Genomic DNA, 18,261 nt, shown 5'->3' on the forward strand with positions numbered 1-18,261 from the left:
CACCTTGAGGTGTTTGGCATGGCGCTGTTCCGCCCATCCGCGCGCAGGGTCTACCGCAAAATGATATCTTGCAAACCGTCAGTAACAGGCGGCGAAATGGGGGCATCTAGGTCGCGCAGTTAAAGTCTCGGAGAGGCGGGTGTTCATGCGGCTTATCGTTGTCAACGACGTGTCGGAGCCCGTGGGCGGTGCGACCAAGGTTGCGCTCCAATGCATAGAGGCAGGCGTTAAGGCGGGGCTCGATTGTTCCGTTCTGGTCGGGGACGACGGTGCAGGCATTCGCTCACGATTTCCGGGCGTCAAGGTGGAGGCGCTGGGCGAGCGCCCCTTGCGGGACGGCGTCCGCTTCGCAAACCTGTTCGACAGGAATTTCAACGGCCGCGCCTACCGCGCCTTGCGCCGATTGCTCAAGGCCGGAAGCGACACGGTTGTTCATGTTCACGGTTGGTCGCAGATCCTGTCACCCTCGATCTTTCACGCGCTTGCGCGCAGCGAGGCCAAGGTTATCGTCACCGCGCATGACTTCTTCCTCACCTGCCCGAACGGCGCCTATGCCCACTTCGGCAAGGGCGATATCTGCGCTGAAAAACCGCTGTCTGCCGGCTGCCTGGCCAGCGCCTGCGACAAGCGCAACTACCCTCACAAGCTGTGGCGTTTCGGCCGATCGATGACCCAGAGTGCCGCCGGTGAGGTCTTCTGGGGCCGCGTCGGTGTCATCCTCGCGCATGAGGGCATGGAACCCTACCTGAGCACGGGCTCGCTTCGAAATTTCCTGACGTTACGCACGCCGTCGACGCCGCTCGCGCGGTTTCCCGTTGAAGCTTGGAAGAACGAACGCGCCATGTTTCTTGGCCGCATGACGGTGGAAAAGGGCGTCCGTACGCTTGCCGAGGCGCTCAACGCGACGGGCAAGGCGGCGACCTTGATTGGGCAAGGGCCGTTGCTCCAGGAGATACAAAACACACTTCCTCACTGTCATGTTCCGGGATGGCTTGATGATTGCGAGGTTACCGCCGTCGCGGCCAAGGCGCGCTATTTTTTCATGCCGTCGCGGATGCCCGAACCCTACGGTCTCGTCGCCGCCGAGGCGTTGATGTCGGGCATACCGGTGATCGCCAGCAGCAATGCGCTCATTGCCAGAGAAATCGAAGAGAACCAGGCGGGGTTGGTTTTTCAGAGCGGCAATGCCCGATCCCTAGCCGACAAGATGGTGCTGCTGGAAAACGACGATCTCGTTCGGCGTTTGAGCGAGGGTGCATTTGCCTATGGCAAGAGGGTCGCGCCCTCGAGAGACGAATGGTGCCAGCGGATGGTCGATATCTATGCCGGACGGATCAAATTTGCGATCCGGGATGTGATGACAGGGGCGGTGGCGCGACCTGGACATCCAGAGTTTGAGATGGCCGGCCGGATCTGAAAGGGAGAGAGGATGGCGCGCGCATTGGTGACCGGCGGGGCCGGATTTGTAGGACGCCATCTCTGCGGCAAGCTGATGTCGGAGGGCGTCGATGTCGTTTGCGTCGATTCACTCGCGCGCGGAACCGGGGCAATGCGTCCCGCCGATTGGCCGAGCCCGCCAAGGGAAGGTTTCTGTCTCATCGAGGAGGATTGCCGCCGTTATTTCGATCGCTCCGACGATCGTTTCGACATGGTGTTTCATCTCGCCGCGATGGTCGGCGGTCGTGTCATGCTGGAGACCCAGACGCTTCTCGTTGCCGAGGATCTCGCGGTGGACACCGATATGTGGCGCTGGGCGGCACGCACGCGCCCGGGATCCGTCGTCTATTTCAGCTCGAGTGCTGCCTACCCCGTGAACCTGCAGCGCCCGGAAGGCTACCGCAAGCTGAGCGAAGACATGATCGACTTTGATCATACGATCGGCGTTCCGGACCTGAGTTATGGCTGGGCGAAGCTCAGCGGCGAATACCTGATGAAGCTCTATGTCGAGAATTATGGCGGGCGGGCGGTCGCCTACCGGCCGTTCAGCGGCTATGGCGAGGATCAGGACCTGAGCTATCCATTCCCGGCGATCTGCAGACGGCTCCTCGATGAGCGTGGTACGGAAGAGGTTTTCGTCTGGGGCTCGGGCCGGCAGTGTCGCGACTTCATCCACATATCGGACTGTATCGACTTCGTCTGGCGAACCTTTACCCGGTTGCAGAATGGCGCCTGCCTCAACATCTCCACCGGAGTCGCCACCTCCTTCATCGAACTCGCGCGGCTCGTCAGCCGGCACATTGGTTGGGAGCCGAGAATAAGCGGCCGGTCAGACAAGCCCGAGGGCGTCTTCTTTCGTTGTGGCGATACGGCGCTGCAGGCGTCCTATGGGCTTGCGCCGCGCATCGATCTTCAGGCCGGCGTGGCGCGGACGCTCGACCATCTGCAATCGAAACGGCACTATGCACTCGGCGGCCTTGCCTCTCAATAACCGGATGCGGGCGGCGCAGCCGCCTTTTCGGCAAAGGTCGCACGCAGGCGGCTGGTCGCTCCCACAAGCAGGCTGACATCGTTGCCGACGGCGACGAAGAGCGCACCCAATTCAAGGTAGCGCTTGGCGAGGGTGGTGTCCGCGGTCAGGATGCCGGCAGCCTTGCCATGGGACTGGATGCGCACGACCGCGGCCTCGACTGCCTCCTGCACCTCCGGTGCACCGGGCCAGCCGAGGAAGCCCATGTCGGCTGCCAGATCCGCCGGGCCGATAAAGACGCCATCGACCCCTTCGGTCGAAGCAATCTCGTCGAGGGCCGCCAGTCCCGCACGGCTTTCCACCTGCAAGAGCAGGCAGATCTCGGCGTTGGCGGTCGGGAGATAATCGTCAATGCGGTTGAAGGCGGAGGCGCGGGCGAGCGCCGCACCGACGCCGCGCATGCCGTGGGGCGGATACCGCACGGCCCGGACCAGCGCGCGGGCCTGTTCACCGGTCTCGACCATCGGCACCAGCAGCGTCTGCGCGCCGATATCGAGAAGCTGCTTGATCAGCCAAGCCTCGCCGATCGGCGGGCGGATGATCGGATGGCTGTTCGAACCGGCGAGGGCCTGGAGCTGCGCCATCATCAGCGGTACGTCGTTCGGCGCATGTTCGCCGTCGATCAGCAGCCAGTCGAAGCCGGCACCGCCGCAAATCTCGGCGGTGTAGGGATTGGCGAGCGCCAGCCAGAGGCCGATCTGCGGCCGCCCTTCGGCAAGCGCAAGCTTGAACATATTGCGTGGAGCAGGCATGGGCGCACCCTATTCGAAGAAGCAGCTGACGGTTCCCTGTGGCCCGAAATCAGCGACGATGGTATCGCCATTGCGGGCTTCGACGGGGCGGATGAACGAGCCGGCAAGCACGATCTGCCCGGCGTCGATGCGGTCGCCGTGGCTGGCGAGCCGGTTGGCAAGCCAAGCGATGCCGCGGGCGGGATGGTTGAGCACGCCGGCGCCAAGCCCGGTCTCTTCAACCTCGGCATTGCGTGAGACGATGGCGCCCATCCAGCGCATATCGACATCCTGCGGCCGCATGGCACGGCCGCCGATGACGATGCCGGCATTGGCGGCATTGTCGGCAATGGTGTCGACGATGGTTCGGGCCTTCTTCGTTTCCGGATCGACACGCAGGATGCGCGTGTCGAGAATCTCGAGCGCCGGGGTGACGTAGTCCGTGGCGTTGAGCACGTCGAAGACGCTGACATTGGCGCCGGAGAGCGGCGCCTTCATGACGAAGGCGATTTCGGCCTCGACGCGCGGCTGGATGAAGCGGTCTTTCGGGATCTTCGCGCCATCCTCGAACATCATGTCGTCGAACAGTACGCCGGAATCGGGAATATCGATGTTCAGCGCATATTGCATCGCCTTCGACGTGAGCCCGATCTTCCAGCCGATGACCCTGCGACCACGGGCGATTTTCTGCTTCACCCAGGCCGATTGCACGGCATAGGCGTCGTCCATGGTCATGTCGGGATGCTTCAGGGAGAAGAGGCCGGTCTGGGTCCGGCTCGCTTCCGCGTCATCAAGCGCTTTCGCGGCATCGGCGATTTCGTTTGTGTTCAGCATGACTCAGACCTCGTCGGCAATCGGGTTGCGAAGCACGCCGATGCCGTCGGCCTCGACCTCGACGACGTCGCCGGGTTTCAGCCAGATCGGTGGGTCGAAGCGGGCACCTGCGCCGGTCGGCGTTCCGGTGACGATGACGTCACCGGGCACCAGTGCAGTGAAGGTCGAGACGTAGTTGATGATCTTGCGGAACGAAAAGATCATCCGGCTCGTGCGGTCCTGCTGGCGGACCTCGCCGTTGACGCGGGTCTCCAGCTTGATATCGGCGATCTGCGCCTCGTCGGTGAAAGGAACCAGCCACGGCCCGATCGATCCGGTGCGGTCGAAGTTCTTGCCCTGCGTCACGTTGAATTTGGCATGGCGCACCCAGTCGCGGATCGTGCCTTCGTTTGAGAGCGACAACGCAGCAATGTGGTCGAGCGCCAAGGATTCGGGGATGCGCCGGCCACCCTTGCCGATGACGATGACGATCTCGCCCTCGTAGTCGAGCTGTGGGCTTTCAGGCGGGCGGATCAGCGGCTGATCATGCCCGGTGAAGGAACGGGGAAAACGGATGAACAGTGACGGGTTGGAAGCCGCTGCCTGCCCGTCCCGGTACTCTTCGTTGCGATCAGGGAAATTGACGCCGACACAGATGATCTTTTCCGGCGCGGGGATCGGGATCTCGAAGCGGATATCGGCCAGCGAGAAATCCGGGGCGAGGGCGGAGGCTTCGTCCGCAAGCCTTGTCAGGGCGCCGTCGGCAATGGCCTCGCGCAGCGTCGGCCATTTCGAGCCGTAACGCCGGGATAGATCGATGATGCCGTGATCGGTGACAAGGCCGTATCTCTGGCCACCTGCCGCGGAAAAACTGGCGAATTTCGCGAGCGTCATTTTAATCCTCCGGCCTGGTCAGGCGATGCCAACCGGCAGACATGTTTGTTCTCATTGAATTTCCCGGTGTCATATTCCCGCACTTCGAGCGCCAGCCGCCAATCACCGGTTCGCCATCCCCGCGGCCACCTCGGTGATGACATCGAAGGCGACATCGGCATCATTCTCCGTCATGTCGAACTGGCCGGCCTGGAAGCGGATGGCGACGCGACCGTCGACCCGCGTCTGGGTCAGGTAGATCCGGCCATCGTCGTTGATGGCGTTGACGAGCGCGATGTTGTGCGCGTCGCTGTCGGTGCCACCGCGATGGCGGAAGGAGAACAACGAGAAGCGCGGGGCGGTGACGATTTCGAAGTCTTCATTCGCTGCAAGGCGCTGTGCAAGGCGACTTGCCCAGGCGACATGGTTGCGGATCATCGTTCTCAAACCATCCAGCCCGTGAAAGCGCAGCAGGAACCACAGTTTCAGCGCGCGGAAGCGCCGGCCGAGCGGAATCGTCCATTCGGAATAGTTGATGATGCCGTCACGGCCGTGGGTCTTCAGATATTCCGGCTGGATCGCCAGCGTGCGGACGAGGTCATCGGGATTGCGGATGAAGTGGGCGGAGCAGTCGAACTGGGCGCCCAGCCATTTATGCGGGTTGAAGACGACCGAATCCGCCTCTTCCACTCCGGCCCAGAGCGGTCGGAATTCCTCGCAGATCATCGCCGATCCCGCCCATGCCGCGTCGACATGGACATAGAGGCCGTGCTTGTGGGCGACACGCACAACTTCGGCGATATCATCGCAGGCACCGGTGCTGGTGCCGCCGGTGCAGGCGATGACGCCGGCCGGCAGAAACCCTGCGGCCTTGTCCCTCAGGATTGCCGCTTCAAGCGCCTGGTAATCCATCGACTGCAGCGGCCCGGTCGCCGGGATGCGCACGAGGTTTTCCTCGCCGATGCCCGCCACCCAGATCGCCCGGTCGATGGACGTATGCACCTGGTCCGAGGAGTAGATGCGCAAGGGCGGGTGCGCGCTGAGCCCCTCTTTGTTGCCCTTCCAGTTCAAGGCGCGCTCGCGCATGACGAGCACAGCCGACAGCGTGGCGGAGGAGGCGGAATCCTGGATGACACCGGAAAAGCCATCGGGCAGACCGATCGCCTGGCGCAGCCAGTCGAGAACCCTGGTTTCAAGCTCGGTCGCAGCGGGGGAAGTCTGCCAAAGCATGCATTGGGCGGCCATCGCGGTCACCAGATATTCGGCGATGACGGAGACGGGTGCGGCGTTGGCGGGGAAATAGGCGAAGAAACGCGGGTGCTGCCAATGGGTCATCCCCGGCAGGATGATGTTTTCGAAATCCTCGAAGATCGCCGCCATGTCCTCGCCGGTCAGGGGTGGCTTGCTCGGGATCTGGGCGGCGATCGCGCCGGGCGGCGTCTGGGCACGAACGGGTCTGTTGCGCAGCGACGCCCGATAGGCCGATCCCCATTCGGCCGCCTTCTGCGACCATTGCCCGAAAGTCTTTTCGTCCATAACGTTCCTCCCTCTGCGTCCAGCCTTTCATGCCTCGATTCAAGGGGCGATGATAGGCTGCGCTTTCAGCACGGATTCCACCGCCTCGGTGCCCGCGAACTGGCTGCCCTCCTCGAACCAGGAGCGCGGCGCAGGCCCCCCCCACAGTGTCTGGCGCTGCGGGTCCTTGAGATCCCATTTGATCGGTTCCAGATCGGGATCGACCGTCTGGTAATCCGAGCAATAGATCTCGATGCGGTGATTGTCGGGATCGCGGACATAGAGGAAGAAGGCATTGGAAATGCCGTGGCGGCCGGGACCGCGCTCGATGTTGGCGAGCCATCCGGAGGTCGACATCAGGTCGAGCAGGTCGATGATGTTGAGCGGCGTCGGCACCCAGAAGGCCGTATGATGCAGACGTGGGCCGCGACCATTGGTAAAGGCGATGTCGTGCACGCCGCCCTTGCGGTGGGTCCAGGCGGCCCAGAGACGTCCGGTCTCTTCGTCGGCCGTGTATTCGGTAACCCGGAAGCCGATCTCGTTGTAGAAGGCGACGGCGTCGTCGACATTGGGCGAGAAGCAGTTGAAATGGTCGATGCGCAACGGCTTCACGCCGCGATAGAGCGCGTACTTCTGGTGGATCGGCGGCAGGCGGTCCATCTTCGAGTAGAATTCGAGCGGAATGCCCTGTGGATCGCGGGTGCGGAAAGTGCGCGACTGATAGGGGCGCTCGATCCATTCGACCGGCAGCGCCTTCTGCTTGAAGAAATGCGCCGCCTTGTCGAGGTCCTCGTCACCGAAGACCTTGAAACCGAGATCGCGGGCTTCGGCAATCGCTGCCTTTTTCAGCACGATACAGTGATGGCCGCGTTCTTCCATGGCGCGCAGGTAGATCGTATCGGCGGTCTCGTCGGTAACCTGCAGCCCCAGCACGTCGACATAGAAGGCGCGTGATTTGGAAAGATCGGTGACGGCGAGTTCGACATGGCTCAGCCGCACGATGTTGAAGGGCGGGTGAAGGTTCGGTTTCGGTAAGGGCATTCTGTCTCCTCCAGTTTTTGGGCGGCGCGGTTCGCCTCTCGCGCTCAGCCGCCGAGCTTGGCGATCGCATGCGCCGAACTGGCAAACGCGATGTTCTTGGTTTCCATGTAAAAGTCGAACGACCAGTCGCCGCCGTCGCGGCCGATACCGGAGCTTTTGACGCCGCCGAAGGGCGTCGGCAGATGGCGCACATTCTCCGAGTTGACCCAGATCATTCCGGCCTCGAGATGATCGGTGAAGCGGAATGCGCGCGTGACGTCTGAGGTCCAGAGATAGCCCGTCAGGCCGTATTGAACGTCGTTGGCGAGCGCCAGCGCCTCTGCCTCATTCTTGAACGGAATGGCGGTCAGGACCGGCCCGAAGATCTCTTCCTGCGCGATGCGCATGGAATTGTTGGCGCCGGTAAAGAGCGTCGGCTGGACGTAGCAGCCACCACCGGGACCTTCGAATTTTGCGCCACCGGCGGCAACGGTCGCGCCTTCCTTTTGGCCGATGCCGATATATTCGAGCACCTTCTTTTCGTGCTCCGGGTGGATCAGCGGGCCGACGACGGTTTCGGGGTCGAGCGGATGGCCGATCCTGATGCGGCTGGCCTTTTCGGCAACCAGCGCGGTGAAGCGATCGTAGATGCTGTCTTCCACCAGCAGGCGGGAGGAGGAGGTGCAGCGCTCGCCGTTCAGCGAATAGATCATGAAGACCGCGGCGTCCGCGGCGCGCTCCAGATCGGCGTCGGCAAAGACGATGACCGGGTTCTTCCCGCCGAGTTCGAAATGCACCCGCTTCAGTGTGTCGGCGCCCTGTTTCATGATCAGCGATCCGGTGCGGCTTTCGCCGACGAAGCCGATGGCTTTGATCGCGGGATGCTCGGTCAATGCCTTGCCGGCGACTTCGCCGAAGCCGTTGACCAGGTTCCAGACGCCCTTGGGAAGGCCGGCTTCCTCGGCGATCTCGACGAGAAGGCGCGCCGTCAGCGGCGAGAACTCGGCCGGCTTGTGGACGATGGTGCAACCGGCCGCAAGCGCCGGAGCGATCTTCCACGTCGACAGCATGAACGGCGTATTCCACGGCGTGATGATGCCGACCGGGCCGATCGGCACGCGTGTGGTCATGTTGATCTGGTTATCGACGCGAAGCACCTTGCCGTCCCGGGCCTCGGGCGCACGATCGGCAAAGAAGCGAAAGTTCTCCGCACCGCGGAGAGCAGCCTTTGCCATGAACTTGAGTGACTGTCCCGTGTCCATGCATTCGACGAAGGCGATCTCCTCGGCGCGTGCCACGATGGCATCGGCAATCTTGTGGAGAAGTTTCTTGCGGGCGTCGCCCGCCATTGCGGCCCAGGCGGGGAAGGCTTCCTTGGCGGCCTGCGCGGCGCGGTCGATATCGGCTGCCTTACCGCGCGAAACGGTGGCAAGCGGCTTCAGGTCGACGGGCGAGATCGTCTCGAAGCGGCCGCCGTCCAACGCCGACACGGCTTCGCCATTGATGTGGTTCAAGACCCCATATGTGCGGAAACGGGCGAGATAGGCTTCCGCCTTACTGAGGTTCTCGTCGAGTTTGGACATGTCATTCTCCAATCGTGGTGCGCGGCCGTTCGTGCGGGCGCAGAAACTCTTGCCGACTTTTGCCGGGGTCAGTTGCCCTGCTGGCGAAGGCGCGGGTGGATCGCGTTCTTCTTCCAGCTGAGTTCCGGGTCGATCTCGCGGATTTCCAGGCTGAGGGCGAAATGGGGCGTGTCGAAAAGACCGGCGAGTTCTTGAGTGACGGCGTCGAAGATGGCCGCCCCGGTTGCCTGCTTTTCAGAATCCGAGCGACCGCGGCCGATGCGGAAGGACATGTCGATGAAGCTGTTCTCAGGCATGAGATCGGCAATGGCATAGTGGTTGGTGCTGATGGTACGGACGCGGACGGCGCCGATTTCAAAGAGGCCGGTCCCGAGGATGGTCTTGTGGATCGTGCGGCACAGGCGGTCGAAGTCGACGCGCTCGTCGAGGTTCGCGGAATATTCGATCGTCAAGTGTGGCATTTTCCGTCCCCAGTGCCCCTTCGATTTATTATTTAACACGTTAACAATATGTCGCTCCGTGTCAAGCGGCTTTCACTTTCACCGGACGTCCGCGGCAATTGCGAAAAGGTGAAAAATCGCCCATAGATCGCGCATGAGCCGTGCGAAAACCCCTGTCGAGCTTGGGCCTGATGCCCTTCTTCCCCACAATACGCGTCGGTCGCTGCCGATCGCGCTTCTGCGGGCGCGCGAAGCGGTGATGGGGCATTTCCGGCCGATGCTGGCACGCCACGAAATCACCGAACAGCAATGGCGCGTCATCCGTATCCTTGCCGAATCCGGCAAGGTCGATGCGTCCGAGATGGCCGACAAGGCCTTCATCCTGGCGCCGAGCCTCACGCGGATCATCCGGTCGCTCGAGGAGCGCGGGCTGATCACCAAGCACAAGGACGCCGATGACGGTCGCCGCGTGCTGCTCGAGATCGCGCCGGCGGGCATGCGCGTCATCGCCGATGTCGGCCCGGAAAGCCGGGCAATCTACGACACGCTCGAGGCGCGCTACGGCCGCGAACGCGTCGAGGTGCTGCTCGACATGCTGGACGAGCTCGCAACGCTCGGCGACTGAAGAGGCGTCTGCAAACCTCATGCTGGGACCGGTAGCGCTTGCGCCAGCAGCAGCGCTTCATTCGCGTAGCGACGCAGACGAGTCTCGACACCGGGAACCTCCGGCCGCGCAGCAAACCAGCCGATATAGGTGAGGCAACGTAGCGTCATGAAGATCGGCAGCGCCGAAAGTGCGGCATCGCTTAGCGGACGCTTACTCCGATATCCTGCGATCAACGACCTTTTGATCACCTCATAGTGCGGCTCGTTGCGGTTCTTAAGAAGCGCGGTGGCGATATCGAACAGCCGAAAGCCGAAGCCCGCATCGTCGAAATCGATGAACGCGACGCCATCGTCACGAACCAACACGTTCTCGCGCACGAGGTCGGCATGGATAAGGCCGTAGTCGAGTTCGCCGCGCGGCAGTCCATCGAGCATGCGCCGAAGGCGATACCGCAGAATGTCGAGGTCACGCCTCTGTTCGTCCGACAGGCCCTTACAATCCCAAAAACGTCCCCAGACCGGCCTTTCACCAACCAGGCCCTCGGCATCCCACGCGGGGCGTTTGAAGTCTGATGGCATCGACCAGCGATCGGCAAGGTTGTGCATGTCGGCCATCATGGCCCCAACAGCATGAAACAGGACGACTTGCCGCTCGCTGCCATGCACGAGCGAAGCGCCGCTCTCACCCAGCGGCGTGCCCTGCATCCAGCTGACGATATCGGCATGCTGGCCGGCAAATTCATCGGTCGGGTCCAGATGCACGAGAAGGCGGCCATCCAACGCCGCAATCGCGCTCGGCACCGCCAGTCCGCCGTCGCGCAGTGCCGTCATCCATTGCAGCTCCGAGCGCAGCGCGGATACGTCGTGATAGCCCGGTCGGTGCAGTCTGAGCGCTGCCGGTTCGCCGTCGGCGAGCGTCACTCGGAAGGCGGCATTCTCTCGATATTTCAGCAACTCGGGCCGCGCATCGGCAAGTCCCCAGTGGGCTATGGCCTCCTGGGCGCGGGCTTCGAGTGCTTCCAGGAAATGTCGCGACAGATGCCCGGCCATGGCGTGCTCACAGGCCCGACAAAACGTCGTCGAGGGTCGACAGCATCAGGTCGGCATTCTCTTTGGAAAACGGCATCGGCGGACGGATCTTCGTCGCGCATTGATGAATGCCGAGCTTGCCCATCAGCACGCCATGCTCGCGCATGTCGTTGATGACCTTTGTGGCGAGGTCGGCGGCCGGGGTCTTTTTATCCCGGTCGAGCACAAGCTCCGCGCCGAAGAACAAGCCGCTGCCGCGCACGTCGCCGATGATGTCGTGCTTGTGCCTGAGCCTGTCGAGGCCTGTCCTGGCATAAGCGCCGATATCGCGGGCGTTGTCGATCAGCTTCTCGTCGTCGATGACGTCGAGTACGGCCATTGCCGCGGCGCAGGACACGGGATTGCCGCCGAAGGTGTTGAAGTAGCGGAACGCCTTGCGGAGGGCATTGAGCGTATCGCTGCCGGCAACGACGCCGCCGATCGGGTGACCGTTGCCCATAGGCTTACCCAGGGTGACGATATCGGGGACGACTCCGGCCTTCTGGTGGCCCCACATGTGCTGACCTGTGCGGCCGAAGCCGGGTTGAACCTCGTCGGCAATCACCACGCCACCGGCTCTCCGCACGGCCGCAACGGTCCTGTCGAGGAAACCCGGCGGCAGATCGGGAAAGCCCTCATTGGCGAAGAACGGATCGATGATCAGGGCGGAAAAACCAAAGGGGCTCGCCTGCAGATCGGCGATCGCCTTTTCCACTTCGGTCGCAAATGCGATCGAGAACGCGGCGCCGCCTTCACCGCCGAGCGGCCGGTAGCTGTCGGGCGCCGGCACGTGGCGCACATGGCCGCCGAAGCCGCCGACCGGAGGCATCCGGGTGGAAAGCTGGGAAACAGCTGCGGTGTTGCCGTGATAGGTGTGATCGGTGGCGATGACCCCGGTCTTGCCGGTGACGGCCTGGGCCATCCGCAGCGCAATGTCGTTGGCCTCGCTGCCGGTGCAGGTGAGGATGGCCGTGTCGAGACTAGGGTCAAATGTTGCCGTCAGGCGCTCGACATAGTCGAGGATCCCCTCGTGCAGATAACGCGTGTGGGTGTTCAGCGTCGATGCCTGCCGGGTGATCGCCTCGATCACGCGCGGATGGCAATGGCCGACATGCGGCACATTGTTGTAGCAGTCGAGATAGCGCCTGCCGTCGGCGTCAAAGAGCCAAACACCTTCGCCCCTGATGATATGGACCGGGTCGCTGTAAAACAGCGACATGTTCCTGCCGAGCAGCCGTTCGCGACGTGCCAGCAACGCTGCCCTGTCGGTCATGTCACTTGCCCCCGGCAGCGCTCAAGCCAGCGTCGAGAGCCGCAAGAATCCGCGTCACATCAGCGGCGGTGATGACGAGTGGCGGTGACAGGATTACGTTCGGGCCGGATGTGCGCACAATGACACCGGCCTCGTAGGCCGCGTCCTGGACCTTCTGCACCACGTCCTTGGCGGCGGGCGACTTCTTCTCGCGATCGGATACAAGCTCGAGCGCGCACATCAGGCCCTTGCCGCGCACATCGCCGATGAGGTCGTGTCTGGCTTTCAGCGCCAGCAGTCCGGCCATCAGCTCGTCGCCGCGCGCCCCAGCATTGGCGGCGACGTTGAGGCGTTTCGTTTCCTTGAGCGTGGCAAGGGCGGCGGCGGCGCCGACCGGGTGACCGGAATAGGTGTAACCATGGCCGATGGAGCCGGCAGCGGTCCTGTTGCTTTCGAAAGCCTCGGCAACCTTGTCCGAGATCATCACGGCGCCGAAGGGATAATAGCCGTTGGTGATCGCCTTGGCGGTCGACATCAGGTCCGGTTTGACGCCCCAGAGACGCGAACCGGTCCAGGCGCCGGTGCGGCCGAAGGCGGTGATCACCTCGTCGGCAATCAGCAGAATGCCGTGACGATCGCAGATCTCGCGCATCAGCGGCATGAAGGTCTCGTGCGGCACGATCACGCCGCCGGCGCCGAGCACCGGCTCCATGATCAGCGCGGCGATGGTGTCGGCGCCCTGGAAGGCGATCTCGTCCTCGAACAGGCGGGCAATGCCCCTGGCGATTTCGGCGCCGTCCGCTGTCGCGAACGGGTTGCGGTAGGTGTAGGGGGCGGGCAGGTGGTAGACGCCCGGCAGCAGCGGCTCGTAGTTGCGGCGGAAGTTGGAATTGCCGTTGACGGAAGCGCCGCCGAAATGGGTGCCGTGATAGCCCTTCTTCAGCGCGACGAATTTCGTGCGCTCCGGCTGGCCGTTGAGCTTGTGGTACTGGCGCGTGAGGCGGAGGCAGGTCTCGACCGAATCCGATCCGCCCGAGGTGAAGAACGAGCGACTGAGGCCATCCTCCTTGAACCATTCGGCGAGTTCATAGGAAAGCTCGATCAGCGGCGAATTGGTGGTGCCGCGGAAGGTCGAGTAGTAGGGCAGGTCGTCGAGCTGGTCGCGGATCGCCTTTTTCACCGGCTCGCAGGAATAGCCGAGATTGACGTTCCAGAGGCCGCCGACCGCATCGAGCACTTTCTTGCCGTGGATGTCGACGATCTCCACACCCTCGCCGGCATTGATGATGCGCGGCGGAGTCGCGTGCATTTCGGCGGGGTGTGCCATCGGATGCCACAGGTGGCGGGCGTTGTTCTCGATGAGGAAGTTGGTTTCGCGCATGTCTTGCTCCTGGTCAGTTCAAATGCCGAGCATCCGGAGGGCTCTGGCGTAGCTTTCGGCGGGTCTGGCGACATCGAAATGCACGTTGGGCAGCGACACGGCCTCGGCGCCCTCGATGTTCTTCTTCTGGTCGTCGACGAAGACGCTGGCCTCTCGAGGCAAGCCGAGTTCGGCAAGCACGAGTTCGTATGCGCCCGGGTCTGGTTTCAGGACGCCGGTGTAGGTGGCATCGACGATGACGTCGAAAAGCTCGATCAGCGGGAAGCGTTGGCGGAATTCGATGCCGTAGAAGAGGTCGAGTTCGTTGGAGAGAATGGCGAGCCTGATGCCGGCGTCCTTGGCCCGCAGGATCGCGTCGCGCGCTTCCGGGCGCAGCACCAGTTCCGGCTCGGCGCCGCGGGCGCGCTGGACGAAGGTCTTCATATCTGTCCAGTCTTCGCCGACAAGACGCCCGACTTCGCGCGTGCGCTCCGTCCAGTAGTCGCGCTCGGTGATCTCGCGCCTTTGCATCGACACCCAGAGCGGATCGGTCGTGGGATCGAACGGACCGAGCCAGGTCAGGCTGCCTGGGGGAAGGCCTAGCGCCCGCTCGGTGATATCGTGGGTTTCAAACAGCGTGCGGGTGACAACGCCGCCAAAGTCGAGGATGAGGGCGCGATCCGTCACGGGCGGCCTCCCGGGATCACACCGCGGGCGATCCAGTCGTCGAAGATGGCGAGCGCCTTGGCGGAAAACTCCGGTGCGTTGATGTGGCTGTCGATTTCGTGAAGATGGACGGACGGTGGTACGGCGCGGCGCATCTCGTCGATGAAGGCATCAAGCGCCTCCGGCTCGTGCAGCGGCTCGCCCAGTTGGTCCCATTCCTGGATGCCCTTGAGCGGCAGGATGAAGGCGACCTCCGCGCTGGTGTCGGCGAGCTTGCCGCCGATGATCCGGGCAATCTCCCGCCGGCCCTCCGGCGATGTCGTCACCGAGCCGAGCAGCCGGTTGTGGGCATGATAGGGCCGATCGGCAAGGGCCGTAGGCAGAGCCTGCCATGCGGGCAGGTCGACCATGTCGATCGCTCCCGGTGCGACAAGCTGCGGAATTCCGGCGCGGCCGGCGTTTTCCAGCCGGTCAGGACCGGAGGTGACGACCGTGCCGTGGTGGTGGTTGCTGACTTCCTGGATGCAGAAGTCGAAGACGGCGGTAAAAGCCGTTCTGCGCGGCGATCGCCTCGAAGGCACGGCCGCCCATGCCGGTGGCATGAAACACGGCAACGTCATAGCCGCGCCGTTCCAGCTCGGGCTTCAGGTATTTCATATATTTGAGGCAGCTCGACCCGAGTGAGGTCATGCCGATCAGCGGACGATCCTTGTCCGGCCTGGTGCCGAAGCGGGCCGCCCCGACGACGGCGCCGCTGGCCTGGGAAAGCACCGATCGGCAAATGCCGTTCAGGCCGTATAGCCCGCCCGCCCAAAGGATCATCATCAGATCGGGCGCGATGCGCTCAGGCGGCAGCAGGTGCGAGTAGGCGATGGTCGAGACGACGAATTTCGGCACGCCGAGCGGCAGGGACGCCGCGACGTCCAGAGCCAGGTCCGTGCCCATCGAGCCGCCGAGGATGATGACGCCATCGGCTTGGCCCGCATCGTAGAGGCTGCGGGTAAGAACGGCGGCACCTCTGGCCATCAACTCCATGGCGCTGTTTTCGTCGCCGCTTGCGGCAATCGCTGCGATCGATGTGCCGGCCGCCTCGGCGATATCGTGACGGGAATATTCCGGCGCATAGGGCGGATCACCGAGAACGCTAACATCCATCATCACAGGCAGGCCGCCTGCCTCGCGGATGACCGACGCCATGAATTGCAGTTCCTCGCATTTGGTGTCGCCCGTTCCGACGACGAGGATGTTGGGTGGGCGGTTCATCGCACTCATCAGCCGGCCCTTCTTGCCAGCGGATCGGCCGGCGCCTGCTCCAACCCAAAGAACTTCTCAGAAATGCGTTTGGCGATCGCTGCCGTTGCCTGCCCGAGTGTCTCGATCGTCTCGGCATTCGCGCGCACCTGCGGTGCGGCGACAGCAATCGCGCCGATCGGCACGCTGTGGGGCGCGCGGATCGGGGCGGCGACACTGATGACCCCGCTTTCGAGACCCTGCTGGCTGATCGAATAGCCGCGGTGTGCCGTCTCGGTGAGCAAACGGCGAAGCTCCGTCCTCGATGTGATCGTGTGCTCGGTGAAGGCTTCAAGCGGTGCTGACAGCACGTCTTCAACCTGCCTTGGCGGGCAAAAGGCGAGGAAAGCGTGGCCCGACGCGGTAGCATGGAAAGGCAGTGCGCTGCCGATGTCGACGATAACCCGGTGCGCCCGCGGCGAATCTTCCACGTGAACGGTCGAAAGCCGGCCGGCGACGAATTCGGAGAGGTGGACGGTCTCGCCGGATATGCTGGCGAGCTCCTTCACGAAGGGAATGGCGACACTGAGAAAAGGAAAGCGCGCCTCGCGGATGCGAGCAAGCCGCACCGGCGCGCCGCCGATGCGATAACGCCTGGTGTCCGGATCCTGTTCGACGAAACCATGTCTTTCGAGCTCGACGAGAAAGCGTCGCGCAGTCGCCTTGTCGAGCGCGCAATGCCTGGCGATGTCGCTCAAGCCCACTTCCCTGTCCAGTCGCGAGATCGCGTCCAAGAGGGTCAGTGCCTTACCGATGGTGCTCATCCAGTCCTCCGTCGTCGAGCGCCGCCGCTAGTGATCCCGATGCCTGTTCCCTTGATTTCCAGGCGGTTCAACCGCCCGTATCGCGTATTTATCTGGCCGAGATACTTAACATGCGAAATAACTTGACAGGTCGCCGTGCCATTTGCAAGTCTATATTTGAAGCAACGGTTTGAATATTGAACCGATTATTGCGCGCGGCCAAGAACAAAAAACAACGCGGTCCGCAGCAGCTTCGCGGAGGATGCCTTTGGAGAGATGGCCTGAGGCAAAAGGCAAGAATTGCCAAGAAAAGGGGAGCTAAGAAGCTATGGACAATCAATCGTCGCCCGCAACCGGCGCGAACCAGTTGCGCAAGAACGCGCTCGGGGTCGGTGCTGTTACATTTCTCGTGGTATCGGCCGCAGCGCCGCTGACGGCGGTTGCCGGCGGCGTGCCGCTCGCAATGCTGCTCGGCAACGGCGCCGGCATTCCCGGCACGTTTCTGCTGGTCACGCTGATCCTGTTGATGTTCTCGATCGGCTACGTCGCCATGGCGCGGCATATCCGCAACGCCGGCGCATTCTACGCCTATACCGCGCAAGGGCTGGGCGGGTTGATGGGCGGTGCCGCCGCGATGATTGCCATCCTTGCTTACAACGCCATGCAGATCGGCGTCTTCGGCCTGTTCGGTGCGGCAACAGCGGGGCTTTTTGCCGGACTCGGGATCGACCTGCCGTGGTGGGTCTGGACCTTTATCGGTATCGCCATCGTCGGCGTTCTCGGCTACCGCCGTGTCGACCTGTCGGCGAAAGTGCTGACGGTCCTCGTCATTCTCGAATATCTCGTCGTCCTCGTCATCGACGTCGCGATCATCGCCAAGGGCGGCGACAGCGGCCTGACGATGACGTCGTTTACGCCTTCGGCCCTGATATCCGGGTCACCCTCGATCGGCATCCTGTTCTGCTTTGCCGCCTTCATCGGCTTCGAGGCGACGACGATCTACAGCGAGGAAGCCCGCGATCCGCACCGGACCGTGCCCCGCGCGACCTATATCTCCGTGCTGATCATCGGTGTGTTCTACATGCTGACATCCTGGCTGATGGTGAACGCGGCCGGTGCCGACAAGCTGGTGCCGGAACTGCAGGGTCTGGCCGATCCGACCACCTTCCTCTTCGGTCTGGCCGAGCGCTATGCCGGTGGTTGGCTGCCGCCGATCATGAACGTGCTCTTCGTCACCAGCCTGTTTGCCGGTGTGCTGGCGTTCCACAATGGCGTCGCCCGATATCTCTATGTCGCCGGCCGCGAGCGCCTGCTACCGGCTTCGATCGGCGTTACCCATCCGGTCTACCATAGCCCGCATGCCGGCTCCGTCATCCAGACGATTACCGCGGCCCTCGTCGTCGCGCTGTTTGCAGTAACCGGACGAGATCCGGTGCTGGCGTTGTTCTCGTGGCTCACCAATGTCGGCACGCTTGCCGTCATGGTGCTGATGGCGTTTACCGCCTTTGCCATCGTTGCCTTCTTCAATCGCAATCCGGGACTGGAATCAAATACGCTCGTGACCAAGATCATCCCGGTCATCACCGGTCTCATCCTGATTGCGGTGATCATCGCGATAACAATCAACTTCGGCGACCTCGCCGGGGCTACCGGTCTGCTTGCTGTTTTCCTGCCGGGACTTGTCGTGATTGCCGGCGTCATCGGCTTGGTCTTGGCAGCGATGCTCAGATCGGGCCGCCCGCTCGAATTCGCCCGGCTTGGCGCCGGCCAGGAGATCTGATCCGATAGGAGCGGCCGAGCAATCGGCCGCTCCTCCGCCTGACACATGGAACGG

The 18,261-nt window shown here is 63.0% G+C and carries 16 protein-coding genes and 1 pseudogene; 4 read left to right on the plus strand and 13 right to left on the minus strand.

Going from position 1 to position 18,261, the window contains the following annotated elements:
* Positions 1-145: 145 nt before the first annotated feature.
* Together ABIE33_RS14075 and ABIE33_RS14080 are read left to right on the plus strand one after the other, a co-directional pair.
* Entirely contained in the window at positions 146-1,417 is a 1,272-nt protein-coding gene (locus ABIE33_RS14075; RefSeq protein WP_429125868.1) for a glycosyltransferase, read from the plus strand.
* Between the two features lie 12 nt (positions 1,418-1,429).
* Positions 1,430-2,428, plus strand: a complete 999-nt coding sequence (locus tag ABIE33_RS14080; protein WP_429125869.1) for an NAD-dependent epimerase/dehydratase family protein — start codon at positions 1,430-1,432, stop codon at positions 2,426-2,428.
* Here the strand turns inward: ABIE33_RS14080 and hpaI are convergent.
* The 7 genes from hpaI to ABIE33_RS14115 all read right to left on the minus strand — a co-directional run bounded on the left by hpaI (position 2,422) and on the right by ABIE33_RS14115 (position 9,463).
* Positions 2,422-3,219 carry a 4-hydroxy-2-oxoheptanedioate aldolase gene (gene hpaI / locus ABIE33_RS14085; protein WP_429125871.1) on the minus strand — a complete coding sequence of 266 codons (798 nt, stop codon included), beginning with the start codon at positions 3,217-3,219 and terminating at the stop codon, positions 2,422-2,424. The genes ABIE33_RS14080 and hpaI overlap by 7 nt on opposite strands.
* Before the next feature lie 9 nt (positions 3,220-3,228).
* On the minus strand, positions 3,229-4,032 hold the full coding sequence (hpaH, locus tag ABIE33_RS14090; RefSeq protein WP_429125872.1) for a 2-oxo-hept-4-ene-1,7-dioate hydratase: 804 nt from the start codon (positions 4,030-4,032) through the stop codon (positions 3,229-3,231).
* Between the two features lie 3 nt (positions 4,033-4,035).
* On the minus strand, positions 4,036-4,905 hold the full coding sequence (locus tag ABIE33_RS14095; protein ID WP_429125874.1) for a fumarylacetoacetate hydrolase family protein: 870 nt from the start codon (positions 4,903-4,905) through the stop codon (positions 4,036-4,038).
* A 102-nt stretch (positions 4,906-5,007) separates the two neighbouring features.
* Positions 5,008-6,420: a pyridoxal phosphate-dependent decarboxylase family protein gene (locus ABIE33_RS14100; protein WP_429125876.1), complete on the minus strand. Its 1,413-nt coding sequence runs from the start codon at positions 6,418-6,420 to the stop codon at positions 5,008-5,010.
* 39 nt (positions 6,421-6,459) lie between these two features.
* Complete coding sequence (hpaD, locus tag ABIE33_RS14105; protein ID WP_429125878.1) at positions 6,460-7,440, minus strand: 3,4-dihydroxyphenylacetate 2,3-dioxygenase; 981 nt, start codon at positions 7,438-7,440, stop codon at positions 6,460-6,462.
* A 44-nt stretch (positions 7,441-7,484) separates the two neighbouring features.
* Complete coding sequence (gene hpaE / locus ABIE33_RS14110; protein ID WP_429125879.1) at positions 7,485-9,002, minus strand: 5-carboxymethyl-2-hydroxymuconate semialdehyde dehydrogenase; 1,518 nt, start codon at positions 9,000-9,002, stop codon at positions 7,485-7,487.
* A gap of 68 nt (positions 9,003-9,070) precedes the next feature.
* Positions 9,071-9,463 carry a 5-carboxymethyl-2-hydroxymuconate Delta-isomerase gene (locus ABIE33_RS14115; protein ID WP_429125880.1) on the minus strand — a complete coding sequence of 131 codons (393 nt, stop codon included), beginning with the start codon at positions 9,461-9,463 and terminating at the stop codon, positions 9,071-9,073.
* Positions 9,464-9,596: 133 nt separating this feature from the next.
* Here ABIE33_RS14115 and hpaR point away from each other — a divergent pair, with 133 nt between their 5' ends.
* A complete protein-coding gene (hpaR, locus tag ABIE33_RS14120) occupies positions 9,597-10,067 on the plus strand; it encodes a homoprotocatechuate degradation operon regulator HpaR (protein ID WP_429125882.1) in 471 nt (156 codons plus the stop codon).
* 17 nt (positions 10,068-10,084) lie between these two features.
* Here hpaR and ABIE33_RS14125 read toward each other — a convergent pair whose 3' ends face one another.
* The 6 genes and pseudogenes from ABIE33_RS14125 to ABIE33_RS14150 all read right to left on the minus strand — a co-directional run bounded on the left by ABIE33_RS14125 (position 10,085) and on the right by ABIE33_RS14150 (position 16,448).
* Positions 10,085-11,098, minus strand: coding sequence for a phosphotransferase enzyme family protein (locus ABIE33_RS14125; RefSeq protein ID WP_429125884.1), 1,014 nt, complete (start codon positions 11,096-11,098; stop codon positions 10,085-10,087).
* Positions 11,099-11,105: 7 nt separating this feature from the next.
* Complete coding sequence (locus ABIE33_RS14130) at positions 11,106-12,389, minus strand: aspartate aminotransferase family protein (RefSeq protein ID WP_429125886.1); 1,284 nt, start codon at positions 12,387-12,389, stop codon at positions 11,106-11,108.
* 1 nt (position 12,390) lies between these two features.
* Positions 12,391-13,749 (minus strand): aspartate aminotransferase family protein, encoded by a 1,359-nt coding sequence (locus ABIE33_RS14135; RefSeq protein ID WP_429125888.1) that lies wholly within the window; start codon positions 13,747-13,749, stop codon positions 12,391-12,393.
* A gap of 18 nt (positions 13,750-13,767) precedes the next feature.
* Positions 13,768-14,415 (minus strand): HAD family hydrolase, encoded by a 648-nt coding sequence (locus tag ABIE33_RS14140; RefSeq protein WP_429125890.1) that lies wholly within the window; start codon positions 14,413-14,415, stop codon positions 13,768-13,770.
* A pseudogene (locus ABIE33_RS14145) lies at positions 14,412-15,666 on the minus strand (Tm-1-like ATP-binding domain-containing protein). The gene ABIE33_RS14140 and the pseudogene ABIE33_RS14145 overlap by 4 nt, the downstream one beginning before the upstream one ends.
* Positions 15,666-16,448, minus strand: a complete 783-nt coding sequence (locus ABIE33_RS14150; protein ID WP_429125892.1) for an IclR family transcriptional regulator — start codon at positions 16,446-16,448, stop codon at positions 15,666-15,668. The pseudogene ABIE33_RS14145 and the gene ABIE33_RS14150 overlap by 1 nt, the downstream one beginning before the upstream one ends.
* 307 nt (positions 16,449-16,755) lie before the next feature.
* On the opposite strand from ABIE33_RS14150, the gene ABIE33_RS14155 reads away from it, so the two are divergent.
* Positions 16,756-18,207: an APC family permease gene (locus ABIE33_RS14155; RefSeq protein ID WP_429125893.1), complete on the plus strand. Its 1,452-nt coding sequence runs from the start codon at positions 16,756-16,758 to the stop codon at positions 18,205-18,207.
* The last annotated feature ends 54 nt before the right edge of the window (positions 18,208-18,261 follow it).

The sequence above is a fragment of the Ensifer sp. 4252 genome (genome assembly GCF_050434565.1).
GTDB lineage: Bacteria > Pseudomonadota > Alphaproteobacteria > Rhizobiales > Rhizobiaceae > Ensifer.

What these genes read in the sequence shown, in the direction of transcription:
- hpaR (WP_429125882.1), top strand. Translation starts at nt 9,597, where the DNA reads ATGAGCCGTGCGAAAACCCCTGTCGAGCTTGGGCCTGATGCCCTTCTT.
- ABIE33_RS14080 (WP_429125869.1), top strand. Translation starts at nt 1,430, where the DNA reads ATGGCGCGCGCATTGGTGACCGGCGGGGCCGGATTTGTAGGACGCCAT.
- ABIE33_RS14135 (WP_429125888.1), bottom strand. Translation starts at nt 13,749, where the DNA reads ATGCGCGAAACCAACTTCCTCATCGAGAACAACGCCCGCCACCTGTGG.
- ABIE33_RS14125 (WP_429125884.1), bottom strand. Translation starts at nt 11,098, where the DNA reads ATGGCCGGGCATCTGTCGCGACATTTCCTGGAAGCACTCGAAGCCCGC.
- hpaE (WP_429125879.1), bottom strand. Translation starts at nt 9,002, where the DNA reads ATGTCCAAACTCGACGAGAACCTCAGTAAGGCGGAAGCCTATCTCGCC.
- ABIE33_RS14130 (WP_429125886.1), bottom strand. Translation starts at nt 12,389, where the DNA reads ATGACCGACAGGGCAGCGTTGCTGGCACGTCGCGAACGGCTGCTCGGC.
- ABIE33_RS14115 (WP_429125880.1), bottom strand. Translation starts at nt 9,463, where the DNA reads ATGCCACACTTGACGATCGAATATTCCGCGAACCTCGACGAGCGCGTC.
- ABIE33_RS14155 (WP_429125893.1), top strand. Translation starts at nt 16,756, where the DNA reads ATGGACAATCAATCGTCGCCCGCAACCGGCGCGAACCAGTTGCGCAAG.
- ABIE33_RS14075 (WP_429125868.1), top strand. Translation starts at nt 146, where the DNA reads ATGCGGCTTATCGTTGTCAACGACGTGTCGGAGCCCGTGGGCGGTGCG.
- hpaI (WP_429125871.1), bottom strand. Translation starts at nt 3,219, where the DNA reads ATGCCTGCTCCACGCAATATGTTCAAGCTTGCGCTTGCCGAAGGGCGG.
- hpaD (WP_429125878.1), bottom strand. Translation starts at nt 7,440, where the DNA reads ATGCCCTTACCGAAACCGAACCTTCACCCGCCCTTCAACATCGTGCGG.
- ABIE33_RS14150 (WP_429125892.1), bottom strand. Translation starts at nt 16,448, where the DNA reads ATGAGCACCATCGGTAAGGCACTGACCCTCTTGGACGCGATCTCGCGA.
- ABIE33_RS14100 (WP_429125876.1), bottom strand. Translation starts at nt 6,420, where the DNA reads ATGGACGAAAAGACTTTCGGGCAATGGTCGCAGAAGGCGGCCGAATGG.
- hpaH (WP_429125872.1), bottom strand. Translation starts at nt 4,032, where the DNA reads ATGCTGAACACAAACGAAATCGCCGATGCCGCGAAAGCGCTTGATGAC.
- ABIE33_RS14095 (WP_429125874.1), bottom strand. Translation starts at nt 4,905, where the DNA reads ATGACGCTCGCGAAATTCGCCAGTTTTTCCGCGGCAGGTGGCCAGAGA.